Raw genomic sequence first — 18715 nt, forward strand, 5'->3', positions numbered from 1 at the left:
AAATATCGCCATTTTAGCAGACTGCCTTGTTAATTAGGTGTGGTATGGCGAATTTAAAGAGTGCTGATGTAGTAGAAAGTTCCTCTGCTTATGTTGGGCGTTTTGCGCCAAGTCCAACAGGGCCGTTACATCTGGGGTCCTTGGTTGCTGCGGTGGCTAGTTACTTAGATGCAAGGGCTCATGGTGGGCGTTGGTTGCTGCGAATCGAAGATGTTGACCAAACAAGAAATCAGCTGGGTGCGCAAAATGATATCGTAGAAACATTAGCAAGGTTTGGTTTTGAATGGGATGGTGAATTGCTTGTTCAGAGTGATCGACATCATAGGTATCGCTTTATATTGGATGATTTAATTGAGCGTGGATACGTATACCCATGTAGTTGTTCACGACGAGAGGTGGCAATCTATGGTCGGCAGGGTTTGGATGGCTTAATCTATCCAGGAATTTGCCGATTAGGCGTTAGAAAAACGAATGTCCCACATTCGTGGCGGCTTCGTGTAGATGGTGGTCTTATTGTCTTTGCTGATTTAATACAAGGGGTGTTTGCGCAGGATGTTCAGCAGACTGTCGGTGATTATGTTCTGTTGCGCGCTGATGGTTGCTGGGCGTATCAGTTAGCTGTCGTTGTTGATGATGCTGAATGCGGTGTGACTCACGTTGTACGTGGATCGGATTTATTAGATTCAACGGCAAGACAAATTGGTCTGCAAAGGGTGCTGAACTATCCCACAGTGACTTATGCTCATCTGCCCGTGCTTGCCAATTTGCAGGGCGAGAAGTTAAGTAAGCAGACTAAAGCTGAGCCTTTATTTGCGGGTGCAGAGTCTGAGCAGTTATTTTTTGCTCTTGAATTTTTAGGGCATGAACCGCCAGCAGAATTACGGGGGGCGCCTCTTGCGTTGTTGTGGCAGTGGGCGTTGGGTTCTTGGGATTTGACTCGGATTCCACAAAAACGTAGCGTCTCTGTTACGTTCGAGCATAAAAATGAATATAAAATTCTGCTTTAGATTGAATTGTTAGTATTATCGGTTAATTATTGAAATTAAAATGTCGCTATGATGTTTGACTTTCTTTTTCTGAAAGTTTTTAAAGTGCTTCGACAAAGAAATTAAATCGAATTTGATTCATGGTACAGAATTTAGCGAAATTGTGTGACCGCGATTGGGAGATTGCTTGTGCTTAAAACGCCACGACTAAAAACATGCGTATTGGCCGTAACGATGGCTGCTTTACCCTTGTTTGCTAATGCAGCTGGTTTGGGGCGACTCAATGTTTTGTCTGGGTTGGGTCAGCCGTTTCGTGGTGAAATTGATTTGGTTTCCGTGCAGCCAGGCGAAGCCGATTCTTTGGTCGTTAGTTTGGCGCCACCAGAGGCGTTTGCAACAGCGCAAATTTCATATCCTCCTAGCGCCTTAGGCTTACGATTTAATATTGAAAAGCGTGCCAATGGTCAGTACTACGTCACCGTCAACTCAGCACAGGCAATTACCGAGCCATTTTTGGACTTGTTAGTTGAATTGAATTGGGCGTCGGGGCGGATTCAGCGTGAATACACCGCATTGATTGATCCTGTTGGTTATGCGCCTTCAGTGAGTTCTGGTAGCACAGCGAAATTTAGTCCGAGTGTTTTACCTGGAACGAGAACGACTGGAGTTATTAAACCCCCTTCAGCCAAAATATCGAAGGCGGCCTCCACTCAGGATGCTCAGGCTAAAGAAGTCGTTGAATCAAGAAAAGAAAGTACAAGTAAAGAGCCTGCAGCTGACTCTTATACAACAAAAAGTGGTGATACTTTGTCTGCTGTGGCAAAGCGAGTTAAGCCTGATGGTGTGAGTCTGGATCAAGTTTTGGTTAGTCTTTACCGGAGTAATACTGACGCATTTGATGGCAATATGAATCGATTAAAGCGCGGTAAAATCTTGCGTGTGCAGTCGGCCTTAGAAATGCAGCAGTTAAGCGCTAAAGAAGCAACTAAAGAAGTACAAGTGCAGTCTGCCAACTGGAGTGAGTATCGTAGTAAGTTAGGTGAAGCTGCGGCTAAGTCTGCGCCACGCGATTTAACCGAACAGGCTACGGGCGGTAAAATTACTGCCAAAGTTGAAGACCAGGGCGCAAGTGCAGTTGATAAAAATAAAGATGTTTTAAAACTTTCTAAAGCAGCTGATGCGGCTAAAAAGTCAGCCGATAACTCAAAAGTTCTAGCTTTGGAAGAAGAGGTTGCCGCTCGTCAAAAGGCGCTTAACGAAGCCAATCAGCGGGTTGCGGAGCTGCAAAAAAATGTAGCGGACATGGAAAAGTTAGTGGCGATGAAAGCAAAAGCTTCTGCAGCAGTCTCTGCAGTCGCGTCACCAACTGCAGTAGGGTCATCTACAGCTTCTGCTGCTGAGGTCGTTGCTTCTGCTGTTTCATCGGAAGTTACGGCTACTGCAAGTGAAGTGGCCGCTAGTGCTGTGGCTGCTAGTCCTGTTGCTAAAGTGAAAAAACGGGTAGAAATTGTTGCGGATGTGCCTGAAGAGCCTGGGTTTATTGAGGGCTTGTTTGAAAATCCATTGGCGCTGGGTGGCGGGGCGTTGGCGATTTTATTGGGCGCGGGCGGTTTATGGTATGCCCGTCGACGTCAGCGTCCAGGCGTATTTGAAGACAGTATTATCACTGGCGGTGATCTTAAAGCAAATACAGTACTGGGTAGTACGGGCGGCGGAGTGATTAGTACTCAGTCGACTGAGAACTCATTCTTGACCGATTTTAGTCGCCAAGGCTTAGGTACTATTGATACCGATGAAGTTGATCCGATTGCCGAAGCTGAAGTCTATATGGCGTATGGTCGTGATGCTCAAGCCGAAGAAATTTTAAAAGATGCCTTACATAAAGATCCTTCGCGTCATGAAATTCGAATGAAATTGCTCGATATCTATGCTGCACGCAAGGATAAGGTTTCCTTTGAGGAGCATGCTTCTGCTTTGTTTGCAATTACCGGTGGTAAAGGACATCATTGGGAGCATGCAGCAGAAAATGGCCGTGCGATTGATCCAGAAAATCCACTTTATCAAGCTTTAGATGGTAATGCTGGTCTGGTTGATACCAGCGTGCTTGCTCCTGTTGCTGCTGTAGGTGCGGCCGCTGTTGCCGCCTCTGCACTGTCTGAGGTGACTGAGCCTGATTTGTCGCAGGCGCTTGATAATCACTTAGATTTTGAGTTGGATTTAGATCCATCGCAAAATTTAAGTGATTTATCTGGATTTGGGGCCGAGTCAGGCGAAGCATTAGAGCCTGCACAGGAATTACAATTTAATGAGCCTGAACCGCTTCCTGAGGATGCAAACGAGCTGAGTTTTGATTCGGTTGCGATGGACCTTGACAATATTGATCAGCCTCTTCCTGGGGTTGAAGAGACCTCATCGTTGTTTGCTGCGCAAAATGATCAGATGATGGCATTGGATTTACCAATTGATCTTGGCGTGCCTGCTGTTGATTCTGATGGCGAATTGGAGGGTCTGGATGCACTAGCTGATTTTGATTTGGATGCAGCCTTGAATCCAATACAGGAGACTGCCGGTGAATTAGCTTCACCTGCAATGAATGAATTTGAATCTATGGTTGATTCTTTGGATTTAGATATTTCTACTCCGGTGGACGCATTCAAGCAAGATGAGGCTGAGTCGATATTCGCCGAATTGCCTGATTTAAATTTGCCAGATAATGCGTTGGAAAAAGGTTCGCAAGGTGATATCGAGACTGCAGCGGCTGATATTGGTTTGGATTTTGATTTTGATTTGAATGAGGGGCTTTCGTCGGGGGCTGCGGCGGAAAATGTATCCCCTGCTGTGATGGATGTGCCTTTGGGTGATATTAGTTTGGGCTTGGAGGTCGCCGCAACAGATAGTGAGCTTGATTTTGCTGCGGATGATCCAGTGCAAACAAAAATTGACTTAGCGCGCGCATACATTGATATGGGGGATGTCGAGGGCGCTCGGGAAATTTTGCAAGAAGCCCTGCAAGAGGGTAGTCCAGAACAGCAAAATACAGCGAAATCGTTGTTATCTGATTTGTAATTTTGGTTTGTGTTGAATTAATTTTTGAAACTGCATTCGATCAATATTTTGGCGCTTTGGTTGTGGCTACTTACTTTGTTGCCATGGCTTGAGCGCCATTATCTTTTTCTTGTTTGCGCTGTCACTCTCGGATTGGCCTGTTTTTGGGTGCGAGATAGACTGCGACGAAGTTTACCTCGCCTCAAGTGGTTACTTGTTTCGATTATGCTTGTTTACGGATGGTCTGTTCCTGGGCGGTATTTGTGGTTGACTGGGCTTTCGCCGACGGATGCAGGTTTGCTGTTGGGCTTAGAGCAAATAGCTAGGATATTAATTGTTACTTCAAGTTTGCAGTTGATGCTTGTTTTGATGACGCGTGCTGAAATTTTTACTTCGATTTTTATTCTTCTGACCCCGCTACAATTTTTTAATCAGTTACAAACACGCTTTGCACTCAGATTTGCTTTAACATTAGAAAAAGCCGAAGAATTGCTGGTAGCCAGACTGGGATTCGTCGAGTTATTTAATTTGATTCTGCGTCCTAGTTGTGGTGCAGTTGCTGAATATTGCTTTGAATATATCCCTATGAGGCAAGCTCAGCAGATTATTTTATCGTTGCAATGCATATTAATCGTATTGACTATAGCGATGGGAGTGAGTGGGTTTTGGAATTGAAGCGATACGCCTTAGCGATTGAATATGATGGCCGAGATTTTAGTGGCTGGCAAATTCAGCCACGAATGGTGACTGTTCAGGGTGAGATGGAGCGAGCTGTTGCTAAAATGGCTGGGCATGAAATTCGTGTGCATGCCGCTGGGCGGACAGATGCTGGCGTACATGCTAGCCGACAAATTGTGCATTTTGATACCGCTGTTCAGCGCCCGATTACGGCGTGGGTGCGGGGTGTAAATAGCTTTTTACCTTCTGGGATTGCTGTTTTATGGGCGCGTGAAGTTCCTAATCATTTTCATTCCCGTTTTGTTGCCACTGCTCGGCATTATCGCTATTTGCTGTTGCGTCATCCTGTGCGACCTAGCTTACAAGCTGGGCGAGTGGGGTGGATTCATTATGATGTGGATGTAGATAAAATGCGTGCAGCTGCACAGCATTTATTAGGTGAGCATGATTTTAGTAGTTTTAGGGCCGCAGAATGCCAAGCGCTTTCGCCGATAAAGTTATTACAACGAATTGAAATCAGTGAGCAAGGTAATATGCTTTGCTTTGATTTTTCTGCCGGCGCGTTTTTACACCACATGGTACGCAATATGATGGGGGCTTTGCTGCATATTGGCAAAGGAAATGAAGAGCCTGAATGGATGGCTTGGTTGTTAGCTCAACAAAATCGACAATCAGCACCACCTACTTTTATGCCGGATGGTTTGTATTTGACGGGGGTCACATATCCTGCTGAGTTTGCATTGCCCACTGAGCCTGAATATCGTTATGGATTAATTTAAATGAATCAACATTTACGTACACGGGTAAAAGTTTGTGGTTTGCGTGATGCTCAAACAGCTAGAGCAGTGGCACAGGCTGGTGCTGATGCGATTGGTTTGGTTTTTTATCCGCCTAGTCCACGGCATGTTTCAATAGAGCAAGCGACTGAAATCGTTGCCTCTTTGCCTGCTTTTGTGATGTCTGTTGGCTTGTTTGTCAATGAGTCTGCTTTAGTTGTCAGTTCCGTGTTGGAAAAAGTGCCTTTAGACTTGCTGCAATTTCATGGTGATGAAGATTTAGCGTATTGCAGTCAATTTGGTCGACCTTTTATCAAGGCGGTTAGGGTAAAACCCGACTTAAATTTGCTAGAATACGCCCAGCAGTTTGTTTCACCCTTATGTCGTGGCCTTTTATTAGATGCGTGGGTTGACGGCGTACCAGGTGGAACTGGGCATTCGTTTGATTGGAATGGTCTACCCAGTGAGTGGCCTTTGCCCTTAATTTTGTCCGGTGGCTTGCATGCAGGAAATATCGCCCAAGCGATTAAGCAAGTCCGGCCTTGGGCTGTAGATGTTTCAAGTGGGGTCGAAGTGAGCAAGGGTGTTAAAGATTTGCAGCGGGTCGATGCCTTTATTCGTGCCGTTATTTAATAATCTGCTTTAAGTGTTTATGTGAGAGAGTCATGAGCGAAATTTATCAGCAACCAGATTTACGTGGCCATTTTGGTATTCATGGTGGTATTTATGTCGCAGAAACATTAATGCCTGCTTTAGAAGAGTTGCGGATTGAATTTGAAAAAGCGTTGAAAGACCCTGCATTTATGGATGAGTATCGCCATGTCTTGAAGCATTATGTCGGTCGTCCAAGCCCTGTTTATCATGCTGAGCGCTGGTCAGAGGCTTTGGGCGGCGCGCAGATTTATCTAAAGCGTGAGGATTTAAATCATACTGGCGCCCATAAAGTCAACAACACGATCGGTCAAGCCTTGCTGGCGCGACGGATGGGGAAAAAGCGAGTGATCGCTGAAACAGGAGCGGGCCAACATGGTGTTGCGTCTGCTACGGTAGCGGCGCGTTATGGTATGGAATGCGTCGTGTACATGGGGGCTGAAGACGTTGCTCGTCAAGCGCCCAATGTGTATCGGATGAAATTGCTCGGTGCCACAGTGGTTGCCGTAGAGTCTGGTACTAAAACTCTGAAAGACGCTATGAATGAAGCAATGCGTGATTGGGTTACCAATGTCGACTCAACGTATTACATCATTGGTACCGCAGCAGGCCCGCATCCATATCCGCAATTGGTGCGTGATTTCCAAGTGGTGATCGGTGAAGAGTGCAAAGTCCAAATGCAAGACATGATTGGCCGCCAGCCTGATGCGGTGATTGCCTGTGTTGGTGGCGGTTCAAATGCGATTGGTATTTTCCATCCATATATCGACGTGGCCAATGTTCGCTTAATTGGTGTTGAAGCGGGTGGTGATGGTGTTGATACTGGGCGTCATGCTGCGCCTCTGACATCAAACGCTAAGCACGGCGTGTTGCATGGTCAGCGTTCATACTTGATGCAAGATCAAGATGGTCAAATTAGTGAGACACATTCAATCTCTGCTGGTCTAGATTATCCTGGTGTTGGTCCTGAGCATAGTTTCTTGAAAGACCTAGGCCGCGCTGAATATGTGGCGATTAATGACGACGAAGCGTTGGCTGCATTCCATGATTTGTGCCGCTATGAAGGTATTATTCCTGCGCTGGAATCAAGTCATGCCTTAGCGCAAGCAGCCAAAATGGCAAAAACAATGCGCAAAGATGAAGTCTTGCTCGTGAATTTGTCTGGTCGTGGTGATAAAGATATTCCAACGATTGCAAAAATGAGCGGCATTCAGCTTTAAACTTCTGTTTGGCGGGGTATGTCTCGCCAAGCATTGTCTAATAATGTGTTGATAAAGATACCTATGTCTCGTATTCAAAGTGTGATGCAGCAATTGGCTGCAGAAAACCGCCAAGCATTGATTCCATTTATTACCGCTGGTGACCCAAACCCAAATCTAACCGTGGAACTGATGCACGCATTGGTGCAAGGTGGCGCGGATGTGATTGAGCTGGGCGTACCATTTTCTGATCCGATGGCCGATGGCCCTGTAATTCAACGAGCATCAGAGCGCGCGCTGGCGCATAAAGTAACGTTGCGCCGTGTATTTGAAATGGTCGCTACGTTCCGCACGACAAATCCTACTACGCCGGTGGTCTTGATGGGCTATGCCAATCCTGTTGAAGCGATGGGCTACGAAGAATTTGCGAAGTCGGCAATTGCGGCTGGTGTAGACGGGGTTCTAACCGTTGATATGCCACCAGAAGAGGCTGTAGAGTCAGCGCAAGTATTTAAAGCGCACGGTTTAGACCCGATTTTCTTATTGGCTCCGACCACACCAGAGTCACGCGTGAAAGCAGTGGCTCAATTGGCTAGTGGTTACGTGTACTACGTTTCTCTGAAAGGGGTAACGGGCTCGGCGAATCTGGATGTGGCGGATGTGAAGGCCAAACTGGATGTGCTAAAACAATTTTTATCGATCCCAATTGGTGTTGGCTTTGGGATACGTGATGCCGCAACAGCAGCTGACGTCGCGCGTATTGCGGATGCCGTCGTGATTGGTTCACGTTTAGTGCAGGAAGTCGAGCAAGGCGAAGCGGGTCTTGCTGAGCGTTTGCGAGTGTTTTTGGCTGAAGTGCGTGCCGCAATGGATAGTGCCCGTCACTAAGGCTTGAGGAGTTAGGAATGAGTTGGTTACAAAAATTATTACCGCCAAAAATTCAAAGCCGTACCACGGCCAGTAAATCTGCCGTGCCGGAAGGGCTCTGGAGTAAATGCAATGCGTGCAATGCCGTTTTGTATCGCACCGATTTGGCGAATAATTTAGAAGTTTGTCCCAAATGTAATTTCCATAATGCAGTTCCAGCGCGTGAGCGCTTGAATCAGCTTCTGGATGCTGAAGGGCGTTTTGAAATTGGCGCTGAAGTTAAGCCAGTTGACATCCTGAAGTTCAAAGATGGTAAGCGTTACCCTGATCGTCTTGCTGCTGCGCACGCGGCAACGGGTGAAGATGATGCGATGGTGGTGATGCAAGGCTCGATTTTGACGGTGCCTGTCGTCGTCGCTGCGTTTGAGTTTAAATTCATCGGTGGCTCTATGGGCTCAGTGGTTGGCGAGCGTTTTGTGCGGGGCGTGCAAACCGCGCTTGAAAATGATTTGCCATTTATTTGCGTATCAGCTTCGGGCGGAGCGCGGATGCAAGAAGGTTTGAGTTCATTGATGCAAATGGCGAAAACCAGCGCCATTTTGACCAAACTCGCTGATAAACAATTACCTTTTATTTCCTTGTTGACTGATCCTACGATGGGTGGAGTTTCTGCGTCATTTGCGTTCTTGGGTGATGTGGTGATGGCTGAGCCGGGTGCCTTGATTGGTTTTGCGGGGCCGCGTGTGATCGAGCAAACTGTCCGCGAAACTTTGCCGGAAGGCTTTCAGCGTTCTGAGTTTCTGTTGGAAAAAGGCGCGATTGATATGATCGTTGATCGTCGTGAATTGCGTCAGCGTTTAGCAGATGTGATTACGTTGCTCAATCGTCAACCTGCGGCGCATTAAATGTCAGTGTTCAATGCCGATGGCTTGACCGAGTGGTTGAGCTACTTGGAGTCTTTGCATCCCATCGCGATTGATATGGGTTTGGCTCGCGTGACCGCGGTTCGCGATGCGATGCAATTGCAAGCCCAATTTCCAGTCCTGACGATTGCCGGCACCAATGGCAAGGGTTCGGTATGTGCGATGCTATCGCAAATTTTGCGAACGGCGGGTTATAAAGTAGGCACATATACCTCGCCGCATTTATTGCATTACAACGAGCGGATTGCGATTAATGGCACGCCCGTTACTGATGCGGCAATTGTCGATAGCTTTCGCGCGATTGAACAAGCTCGTGGTGAAATTAGTTTGTCTTACTTTGAGTTTGGTACGCTCGCTGCGATGCATCAGTTTGTTGCGCAGGGCGTTGATGTTGCCGTGATGGAAGTCGGGCTTGGTGGTCGTTTAGATGCGGTGAATATTTTTGAGCCTACTGTTTCTGCCGTCGTCAGTGTTGGCATTGATCATCAGAGTTATCTTGGAGATACCCGTGAGAAAATTGCGGTGGAAAAAGCGGGCGTCTACCGCACAGGCAAACCTGCGTTATGCGCAGATCCTCAGCCGCCGCAGACATTGCTGGATGTCGCTACAGAACTCGGTGCCGACCTGCGATTAATCGGGCGTGATTTTGGTTTTGAGATGCAAGTAGAAGGCTTGCAATGGTCTTGGTGGAATAGGGCTGGCTTACGCCGCCATGCTTTGCCTTTACCAGCGTTGCGCGGTAAATACCAACTCAATAATGCGTGTTTGGTGCTGGCGGTGCTCGATGCATGCCAAGCACAGTTGCCAGTGTCATTGGGCGACATCAAGCGCGGCTTGCTAGAAGTTGAATGGCCAGCACGTTTTCAGGTATTGCCCGGTAGGCCAACCGTAGTGCTGGATGTAGCGCATAACCCCCATGCAGCATTAGTACTCAAATCGAGCTTGGATGGAATGGGATTTCATCCGAAGACGCATGCGGTACTTGGAATGATGCAAGACAAAGATATCGCAGGGGTGATTAGCTTGCTGGCTGATCGGATTGATGTGTGGCACGTGGCTGCGCCCGCATTGCCGCGGGCGGCAAGTGCGGCGAGTTTGGCAGAAATCATTCTAAAAATTTCACCGCAGGCGCGCGTCGAACAGTATGAAACAGTCGCAAAAGCTTATCAATCAGCCTGCAATAATGCGGTTGAAGCTGATAGAATTGTGGTCTTTGGATCTTTCTTTACTGTGGCTGAAGTCATGGTGGCGCGTGGGCAATAAAGTATGGCAAATGTGAGTGACGAACTTCAACAGCTAAGAAAACGCGCTCGTCGCCGTTTAATTGGCGCAATTGCTCTGGTTATTTTTGCGCTAACATTTTTGTGGACGGTTTTAGATGGTGAACCGCCTAAAAATCTAGTCGATAACCACGCGGTCGAAATTATCTCTAGCGCGCCGGCCTTATCTTCGACTATTGACAACGTTAAAGCTTCCGCTGTTATTGCTTCGGCGCCGATTGAGCCCGCGCCAGTTGCAGAACCAGCGCCTATTGAGGCGTCAAGAATTGCACCGGTCGCGCTGCCCGGTAAGTTGGTGAGCCACCAAGCAGAAAAAACAGCGCCCTCTACTGATAAAGAAGCTGAACTTGCTGCTCCAACCGAAAAACCAGCACTTAGCCAAGCGATTGTGGCGACTGCTAAACCTGTACCAAGCAAAAAGCCGATTGAAAAACAGCCAACCAAAGCACCTGAAGCCAAAAAACCCGCTGCCAATCCCGCTGATATTTTAGAAGGAAAGCAGTCGAGTGCCGTTGCTGCGCCGACAGCTGCGAAAAAAGTCTATTATATTCAGGTTGGTGCATACGCTGATGCTGAAAAGGCCGCAGAATTGGTGGGGAAATTAAAAAATGCAGGGGTTAGAGCTGGTAGTGAGAAAATTAAAACGAGTAAGGGTGAACTAACTCGAGTTCGAGTCGGGCCGACTGACGATGAGGCAAAAGCTAAAGCGTGGGTGAAAGCAATGCAGGAAATGGGAATTTCCGGTAGCTTAGTGGCTAAGGCTGCACAATGACGACGTTTGATTATGCCGCGCTCGGCATCGTCGGCTTGTCAATATTGTTGTCTGTGATGCGTGGTTTAACGCAAGAAATACTGGCTTTGTGTGCTTGGGTACTGGCGTTTTGGTGTGCTATGCATTACTCGGCGCAAGTGTCGCTGTGGATGCCTGAGAGTATTCCTACTGAGAGCCTGCGTTACTTGGGGGCATTTGCCACATTATTTTTTATTGTTTGGCTGCTCTCTGCCATTTTTAGAATTACCTTAAATCAATTTATCAAAGCAACTGGATTTAAACCGATTGATCGGGTGCTTGGCGCAGGTTTTGGCGTGGCTCGTGGGTATTTATTGGTGCTGACTCTGGTTTTATTGGCTGGTTTTACCAGCTTGCCCAAAGAGCCTGAGTGGCGCAATGCGATGTTTAGCCCTTTATTTGAGCAAAGCGCGTTTTTGGCAAAATCTTGGTTGCCTGAAGCTTTTGCCAGTCGAATTCATTACGATTGACCTAAGTTAGTAAGATTAATTTTTTCAAATGTTGTAAACGCAAGGAATCTTGACCAATGTGTGGCATTGTAGGTGTGGTCGCTAAAACTCCGGTAAACCAAATGTTGTACGACGGACTGCTAGTATTGCAGCACCGCGGACAAGATGCAGCCGGTATCGTCACTGCTGAACAGCAAGTGCTTCATATGCATAAAGGCCAAGGCCTTGTTCGTGATGTGTTTCGCACACGTAATATGCGATCTTTAATGGGCAATGTGGGGATTGGCCACGTTCGTTATCCAACTGCCGGCTCGGCGTCTAGCTTGGCTGAGGCACAGCCGTTTTATGTGAATAGTCCGTTCGGGATTGTGTTGGCACATAATGGTAATCTAACGAACGACAAACAACTCAAAGAGGACATGTACCGTACGGATCTGCGGCATATCAATACCAATTCGGATTCGGAAGCGCTCTGTAATGTGTTTGCACATGAATTATCGCGCCGCGTAACAGGACCGCAACTGGATGCCGACACGGTTTTTGATGCCATTACTGCGGTACATCGCCGTGTGAAAGGTGCATATGCCGTTGTGGCGATTATTGCTGGTTTTGGTATGGTTGCTTTCCGCGATCCGCATGGTATTCGCCCATTAACTTTGGGTAGCCATGATACGCCAGAAGGGACTGAATATATTGTCGCGAGCGAATCAGTGGCGCTCGATGTATTAGGCTTTAAATTCATGCGTGATGTTGCCCCTGGTGAAGCAATTTATGTGACGCTTGATGGTGAGTTATCTAGTCGACAGTGTCATGCAAACCCTGAATTGGTGCCTTGTATTTTTGAGCATGTGTACTTTGCTCGGCCTGATACAGTGATTGATGGCATTTCTGTGCATGAAGCGCGCTTGAAAATGGGCGAGCAATTGGCTGCTAAAGTGCGTGCGATGGTGCCAGCGCTGGATATTGATGTGGTGATTCCGATCCCAGATACCAGCCGTGATTCAGCTTTGCAGTTGGCAGATGCGCTGGGCTTGCCGTATCGTGAAGGGTTCATGAAAAATCGCTATATTGGCCGCACTTTTATTATGCCGGGTCAAGCGAGCCGTAAAAAATCTGTGCGGCAAAAACTCAATCCGATTGCGGTTGAGTTCTGTGGCAAGAATGTATTGTTGGTTGATGATTCAATTGTACGCGGCACAACATCGAAAGAAATTGTGCAAATGGTACGTGATGTTGGTGCGAAGAAAGTTTACTTGGCTTCTGCTGCGCCACCGGTGAAATTCCCGCACGTGTATGGTATTGACATGCCAACGCGCAATGAGTTGATTGCCACAGGCCGTAATGCCGAGCAAATCGCTACTGAAATCGGTGCTGATGGTGTGATTTATCAAGAATTAGATGCCTTGATTCAAGCCTGTTCTGATGCCAGCAAAGGCAAAATCACTGCATTTGAAACATCGTGTTTTGATGGTAAATACATTACCGGTGACATTACAGATCAATATTTAGATGAGCTAGAAGCCAAGCGTGTTTCACCGCTATCGACAAAAGCGAACGAGGGCGAGGGTGATAGCCGGATTTTGGATTTGAATATTGGCGTTGCCGAGCAGAATTTGATTTAATCGTAAAAGCGCAGATAAAACGGGAGCCGCGTGCTCCCGTTTTTATTGAAAAAAGGAATCAATATGTTGAATTTGGATGATTTACACCCAGACACGCTGGCGGTTCGGGCAGGTACGATGCGGACTGAATTTGGTGAGCATTCTGACGCACTGCATTTAACGTCAAGTTTTGTGGTTGGCTCTGCTGAAGAAGCACAACTTAAGTTTACCGGCCAAGTGCCTGGCTACATTTACTCGCGTTTTACCAATCCAACAGTTGCCGCATTTGAGCAACGACTTGCGGCTTTAGAGTGCGGAGAACGCGCGGTGGCAACCGCATCGGGGATGAGCGCGATTTTGTCACTCTGCATGGCGCATCTGAAATCAGGTGATCACATTGTGGCCTCAAGCGGATTATTTGGCGCGACGATTCAGTTATTTAATACCTATTTAAGTAAATTTGGCGTGACCGTCACTTACGCTGCGCAGACTGATTTGTCGGCATGGGAAGCTGCGGTTCAGCCGACGACCAAGCTGTTTTTTCTTGAAACGCCGAATAATCCATTGACCGAAATTGCTGATATTGCGGCGATTGCTGCAATTGCCCATCAGCACGGTGCTTTGTTAGCGGTGGATAATTGTTTCTGCTCGCCAGCTTTGCAACAACCTTTGAAGCATGGTGCAGATATTGTTGTGCATTCTGCGACTAAGTTTATCGATGGACAAGGTCGTGTGCTGGGGGGGGCAGTGGTGGGTAGTCATGCAGTGATTGAGCCGATTTATCTGTTTCTACGTACGGCAGGCCCGACTTTATCAGCGTTTAATGCTTGGGTATTGTTGAAAGGCTTGGAAACATTGGGCTTGCGGATGAAAGCGCATTGCGAAAACGCTTTGCAATTAGCCCAATGGCTAGAGCAACAACCGCAAGTGACGCGCGTGTATTACCCAGGGCTGAAATCGCATCCACAATATGAGTTGGCTCAGCGCCAACAAACTGGTGCTGGTGGTGTGTTGTCATTTGAGCTAGCAGGGGGTAAAACGGCGGCTTGGGCATTAATTGATCAGGTTCAATTGATGAGCCGTACTGCTAATTTAGGTGATACGCGCACTACGATTACGCATCCGGCCACCACGTCACACGGGCGATTAACGCCTGAAGCACGTGCACTTGCCGGCATTACTGATGGAATGGTGCGGATCTCGGTTGGCTTAGAGCACGTTGGTGATTTAATTAAAGATTTGCAAGGCGGTCTATAAGGGTATTGCTTGCTGATCCTTATTTTTTTATTTGCTCTAGCTGTATACCTGCATTTTTTCTTTGAAAAGTGGGTTTGATTTTTGATAGGTCACTGCTGATTTATATTCGCCGCATAAAACGACACGCGGTTTGATTTATTCGCCCATTTAGTGGGCGCAAGCTAGAATCGGCATCATTGATATTGATTTGGAGTATTTGAATGAAAAAAATAGCTGTGCTTTCTGCTGCTCTAGCATGCTCTACGCTGGCATCAGCCAATGATGTGGTATGGAATTTGAATGTCACTCCAATCTATTCACAAAAAACCGATCTTGATTCGGGGGGGCGCGTTGGTTCGAATATGGTGCTTGCTTCGCTGGGGGCGAGTACCGCCATCGATCGAAATCAGCGGATTGGCTTTAATCTGAATTTGAGTCGTCAAGAATGGGAATTTGATGCCCCGAAAGCTTGGGGTGGAAAAACACCGTTTGGTGATTTTAATCGTGCAGTTTTGACAGTGCCGTATAGTTATGGCACTCAATCGGGCTGGATTTATTCTGTGAGTCCAGGGGTTGAGTTTTCCGCAGAGGAAGGCGCAGATCGTAATGAAAGTATTAATTATGGTCTTACTGCATTCGCTGCTCGACAATTTAGCCCTGATCTGATGCTGGGTTTGGGGGTTGGTGCTTGGGATGGCCCGATTGACGCGAAAGTGTTTCCATTTTTGATTGTGAACTGGAAAGTCAGTGATAGTTTGACAGTTAAAAATCCAAATGTAGCAGGTCCGGCTGGTCCTGCTGGCCTAGAATTGGCTTGGAGTGCATCACCGAAGTGGACCTTGTCTGCTGGCGGGACTTGGCGAGAAGTAGAAATTAGACTGTCTGATTCAAACCCAATTGCCTCGCACGGTTCAGTTGAAAATAGAACTGTTCCACTGTTTGTTAGTGCCGATTATGAGATTTCACCAAGTGCTAGTTTGAAATTCTATGCCGGTGCTGCGCTTAATGGTCAGTTTATTATCAATGACCATAATGGGAATGAAGTGTCGAAAGAAAAATATTCGACGATGCCTTTCTATGCAGTTACGCTTTCGGGGAAGTTTTAAAGCAAAAGGCTGAGTTAATCAGCCTTTTGGGTCGCTAAAAAAATCCCTGCCAGAATCGGCAGGGATTTTTGCTTATTATTTCTTGATCAGATTTTGGTAGATGGTATTGACCAACTCTGCATCTGGCGTGTCTTGCGACAATTCCCAAGCCATAATACCGCCCAGTTTTTTCTTTTTAGCAAACTCAATTTTTTCTTTGAGTAGTTGTACATCGTCATAGACGATCACATCATTGCCATTGAGTTTCCATACAGCGCGTGTTTTGTCGTCACGGAATACTTTTCCTGGCAGATTTTTAACGTAGCTGTACTTCAACGTTGGTTCGCCATCAGGGGCTTTTACAACGCCTTGAGTCGGCTGATACATCCCATTATTTTCTAGGCTATTGACCTTCCAGCCATAACCATAAAAAGGAACGCCGAGTACGAGTTTATTACTTGGGATGCCACGCGTGAGGTAGTCCTCTACGGAGCCGTCAACAGAAACTCGATCTTTTGCGCCGCCGAATAGAATAGCATGATGACCCGTTACCGCAGACCAAGGGCCAGTAAAGTCATACGCCATCAGATTAATCCAGTTCAGATAAGGAATAATCTTTTCTAACTCAATTTTCTCTGATTTAGACGTCGCAGCAGGGGCGGCGATGGTGAGGATTAAGCCAGGTTTTACTGCGTCGAGTTGTTTGCGGAACTCGGCGAGCAATGCGGTAAAGTTTTGAGTATCTTCTGCTCGGACGATATTGCCATCATTACCTGGCGATGCTGGGTATTCCCAGTCGATGTCAAACCCATCAAAGACGCCCGCAGCCATACCGGGTACGACTTTGCCTTCTTTGTTTGGCACATTGCCTTTAATGTAGGCATCGATACACGATTTGACGAAGGCTTCGCGATTGGCTGGAAGGGCTGCATCAGAGAAGTGTTTCGACCAATTCCAGCCACCTAAGCTAATGAATACTTTGAGATTTGGATTTTTTTTCTTTAGTTGTTTGAGCTGATTCCAGTGCCCAAATAACCCGTTATCACCTTTATCTTCCAGTCCATCTAGCGTTGCTTCTTTAGGGACAGGATCCCAGTAATCATCACCCGCCGCACCTTCACCAGCTTTGTCTACGCCGATCACGCAGCGATTGTCTTTTACATTACCAAAGGCGTATTCCAGCACTGTAAATTTGCTAGCGGCACCGCTGTCGACCAGGTTTTTAACATTAAAACCACTGGTGTGCTTACCCCATGCTGGGAAATACATCACAGATTGGGGCGAGCTTGGGCCGGCAACACCTGCAGTAATTGGAACGATTTTGGCTTCTTTTTTCTCGTCAGGTTTGGCAACTTCGAGGCTGACCAGTTTAATATTGTCGATATAGGCGTCTTTACCAGAGCCTTTGGCTGAATCCCATTGTTCCCATTTCAAATGAAAATCAAATTTTCCTTTGAAATCAAACTCATAGTGTTCCCACTTTTTCGTGTCTTTGAGGCGTTCTGGGAATCCCGTGGCGGTACTGGCTAGCCACTGTTCTTTCCGACCCGGCTTACCCTCATCGAGGCCAAGTGTAGCGCCGCAGTTACCGCCGCACATCCCAAGGTAATCAAAGGAAATTTTGTATTTTCCTTCTGGAAATTTAGCGCGGCTAAATAGATCACCAATATTCACGGGTTTATCAAAACGAGCCACTTTATTGTCGGGGTTAAGCGGATCTACCACGATCGAGGTATAAATAGCCGAGCTGTCTTCGCCGCCTAAGCCTACCCATTGACTTAAATCTTTTTCAAAATTCTCTTCAAATACGACGTTTTCTGCTTGGGCAAAAGCCGATGCAATCAGTAATGGCAATAAGAGTTTTTTCATTTCTCAGCGACTCCTCGGTTAAGATTTTTATCTCTCGAGGTTAATAGAAAAGCCGACAATGCACGAATTTTTATCAGTGGGTGTTCTTTTTGTAGTACAGGCAGCATGAACTACGCTGAGGTTTAGCTTCTGTTAAGACATTTCTCGCTCGCTTGGGGCGCGAATGTGGTCGTTGTACTTGTATTGCGCCATTGTTGCGATTACGACAAAGGATATTCCTGTTACTTTGGAGCATAAAGATGGACACCAGCCCGCATTCATTGTGCACATTATTTGCCCAGCTTGGCTTGGCTAGCGATGCCGCCAGTATTAAAAGATTTATCTGCTCGCATCGTTTATCCAGTGATATCAATATCGCGGCTGCGCCATTTTGGACACCTAGCCAAGCGGCTTTTCTAGCTGATGAATTACAAAATGACGCAGAATGGGCTGAGATGATTGATGAGCTAGCGGTGCTGTTGTCTCATAACTAAGTTTCGATTCATTGAAATACGGTGTAGCCCAGTGTATTGATTTGCTGGTGCAAAAATTGAATTGCTGCAGCAGCCTCTGCTTGCTCGCCTTGTACGCTAAATTCAATATGTGGCTCGGCGCAATGCGTATTGCCAAAACTAGGCAGGCTAGAAAAAGCGAGTGTGGGCCATTTAGCCACTAACTCTTGCATAATCGTGATCAAATCGCCTTCCTTGGCATTCAGTACCGTGATGCTTTGGCGGTACTTGGCAGCGGCCACTTCGTAATATTCATCCAATAGCCATTCCACCATTGGCCAAGCCATGCTGGGAAAGCCGGGTAAGAGATAGTGGTTTTGTATCGAGCAGCCTGCCACTTGATTGATAGGATTCGGGATGATGCTGGCACCTGCTGGAAATTCAGCCATTTTGATTCGATGTGGGTAAGCGTCGCTGCCAAATTTCTGTTCGATGAGTTGAGTGGCCTCGGGCTGGCGGCACAGTGGACGATTCAGTGCCAATGCCAGTGCGCCGCGGGTGTAATCGTCGGGGGTCGCACCGATGCCGCCACAACTGATCACGTGCCGGCCTTGCGCTAGCGTGCGCTGAAACGTTTCGAATAAGGCCTGACGGTCATCGGCTAAATACAAAACCGCATCTAATGTATGCCCACGTTGCTGGAGCCGTTGCAAGATCGCGCCAAAGTGTTGATCTTGTCGTCTACCACTGAGGATTTCGTCGCCGATGATGAGTAGTGTAAAGTTAGCCATTGGATACTCTATGCATGTATTGCTTCTTGATTAATTATTAAATTAGCTTTGGTCTATA

General features: G+C 47.0%; 17 protein-coding genes. 15 read left to right on the forward strand and 2 right to left on the reverse strand.

Annotated features, from left to right (window positions below; genetic code table 11):
- Nucleotides 1–44 precede the first annotated feature (44 nt).
- From gluQRS to GM173_RS02230, 14 genes are all read left to right on the forward strand, one after another.
- Nucleotides 45–1007 (forward strand): tRNA glutamyl-Q(34) synthetase GluQRS, encoded by a 963-nt coding sequence (gluQRS, locus tag GM173_RS02165; protein WP_203569680.1) that lies wholly within the window; start codon nt 45–47, stop codon nt 1005–1007.
- Nucleotides 1008–1175: 168 nt separating this feature from the next.
- Nucleotides 1176–4052: a motility hub landmark protein FimV gene (locus tag GM173_RS02170; protein WP_203569681.1), complete on the forward strand. Its 2877-nt coding sequence runs from the start codon at nt 1176–1178 to the stop codon at nt 4050–4052.
- 24 nt (nt 4053–4076) lie between these two features.
- Nucleotides 4077–4706 (forward strand): hypothetical protein, encoded by a 630-nt coding sequence (locus GM173_RS02175; protein WP_203569682.1) that lies wholly within the window; start codon nt 4077–4079, stop codon nt 4704–4706.
- Nucleotides 4652–5488 (forward strand): tRNA pseudouridine(38-40) synthase TruA, encoded by an 837-nt coding sequence (gene truA / locus GM173_RS02180; protein ID WP_203569683.1) that lies wholly within the window; start codon nt 4652–4654, stop codon nt 5486–5488. The genes GM173_RS02175 and truA overlap by 55 nt, the downstream gene beginning before the upstream one ends.
- Nucleotides 5489–6118, forward strand: coding sequence for a phosphoribosylanthranilate isomerase (locus tag GM173_RS02185; RefSeq protein ID WP_203569684.1), 630 nt, complete (start codon nt 5489–5491; stop codon nt 6116–6118). It begins immediately after the preceding gene.
- A 32-nt stretch (nt 6119–6150) separates the two neighbouring features.
- Nucleotides 6151–7356 carry a tryptophan synthase subunit beta gene (trpB, locus tag GM173_RS02190; RefSeq protein ID WP_203569685.1) on the forward strand — a complete coding sequence of 402 codons (1206 nt, stop codon included), beginning with the start codon at nt 6151–6153 and terminating at the stop codon, nt 7354–7356.
- A 63-nt stretch (nt 7357–7419) separates the two neighbouring features.
- Complete coding sequence (gene trpA / locus GM173_RS02195) at nt 7420–8223, forward strand: tryptophan synthase subunit alpha (RefSeq protein ID WP_203569686.1); 804 nt, start codon at nt 7420–7422, stop codon at nt 8221–8223.
- Nucleotides 8224–8240: 17 nt separating this feature from the next.
- On the forward strand, nt 8241–9107 hold the full coding sequence (gene accD, locus GM173_RS02200) for an acetyl-CoA carboxylase, carboxyltransferase subunit beta (protein WP_203569687.1): 867 nt from the start codon (nt 8241–8243) through the stop codon (nt 9105–9107).
- Nucleotides 9108–10388, forward strand: coding sequence for a bifunctional tetrahydrofolate synthase/dihydrofolate synthase (gene folC, locus GM173_RS02205; protein WP_203569688.1), 1281 nt, complete (start codon nt 9108–9110; stop codon nt 10386–10388).
- Between the two features lie 3 nt (nt 10389–10391).
- Entirely contained in the window at nt 10392–11177 is a 786-nt protein-coding gene (locus GM173_RS02210; protein ID WP_203569689.1) for an SPOR domain-containing protein, read from the forward strand.
- Complete coding sequence (locus GM173_RS02215; protein ID WP_203569690.1) at nt 11174–11665, forward strand: CvpA family protein; 492 nt, start codon at nt 11174–11176, stop codon at nt 11663–11665. The genes GM173_RS02210 and GM173_RS02215 overlap by 4 nt, the downstream gene beginning before the upstream one ends.
- A gap of 56 nt (nt 11666–11721) precedes the next feature.
- Complete coding sequence (gene purF / locus GM173_RS02220) at nt 11722–13266, forward strand: amidophosphoribosyltransferase (protein ID WP_203569691.1); 1545 nt, start codon at nt 11722–11724, stop codon at nt 13264–13266.
- Between the two features lie 63 nt (nt 13267–13329).
- Entirely contained in the window at nt 13330–14502 is a 1173-nt protein-coding gene (locus GM173_RS02225) for an O-succinylhomoserine sulfhydrylase (protein ID WP_203569692.1), read from the forward strand.
- Between the two features lie 200 nt (nt 14503–14702).
- The gene (locus GM173_RS02230) at nt 14703–15587 is read left to right on the forward strand and encodes a hypothetical protein (RefSeq protein WP_203569693.1); all 885 of its coding nucleotides are present in this window, start codon (nt 14703–14705) and stop codon (nt 15585–15587) included.
- Between the two features lie 75 nt (nt 15588–15662).
- Here the strand turns inward: GM173_RS02230 and GM173_RS02235 are convergent, their stop codons facing one another.
- On the reverse strand, nt 15663–17435 hold the full coding sequence (locus GM173_RS02235; protein WP_203569694.1) for a glycoside hydrolase family 18 protein: 1773 nt from the start codon (nt 17433–17435) through the stop codon (nt 15663–15665).
- A 239-nt stretch (nt 17436–17674) separates the two neighbouring features.
- On the opposite strand from GM173_RS02235, the gene GM173_RS02240 reads away from it, so the two are divergent.
- A complete protein-coding gene (locus GM173_RS02240) occupies nt 17675–17908 on the forward strand; it encodes a DUF2789 domain-containing protein (RefSeq protein ID WP_203569695.1) in 234 nt (77 codons plus the stop codon).
- Nucleotides 17909–17916: 8 nt separating this feature from the next.
- On the opposite strand, the gene GM173_RS02245 is transcribed toward GM173_RS02240, so the two are convergent.
- The gene (locus GM173_RS02245) at nt 17917–18657 is read right to left on the reverse strand and encodes a competence/damage-inducible protein A (RefSeq protein WP_203569696.1); all 741 of its coding nucleotides are present in this window, start codon (nt 18655–18657) and stop codon (nt 17917–17919) included.
- Between the last annotated feature and the right edge of the window lie 58 nt (nt 18658–18715).

It is taken from the genome of Deefgea chitinilytica, assembly GCF_016881405.1.
Classification (GTDB): domain Bacteria; phylum Pseudomonadota; class Gammaproteobacteria; order Burkholderiales; family Chitinibacteraceae; genus Deefgea; species Deefgea chitinilytica.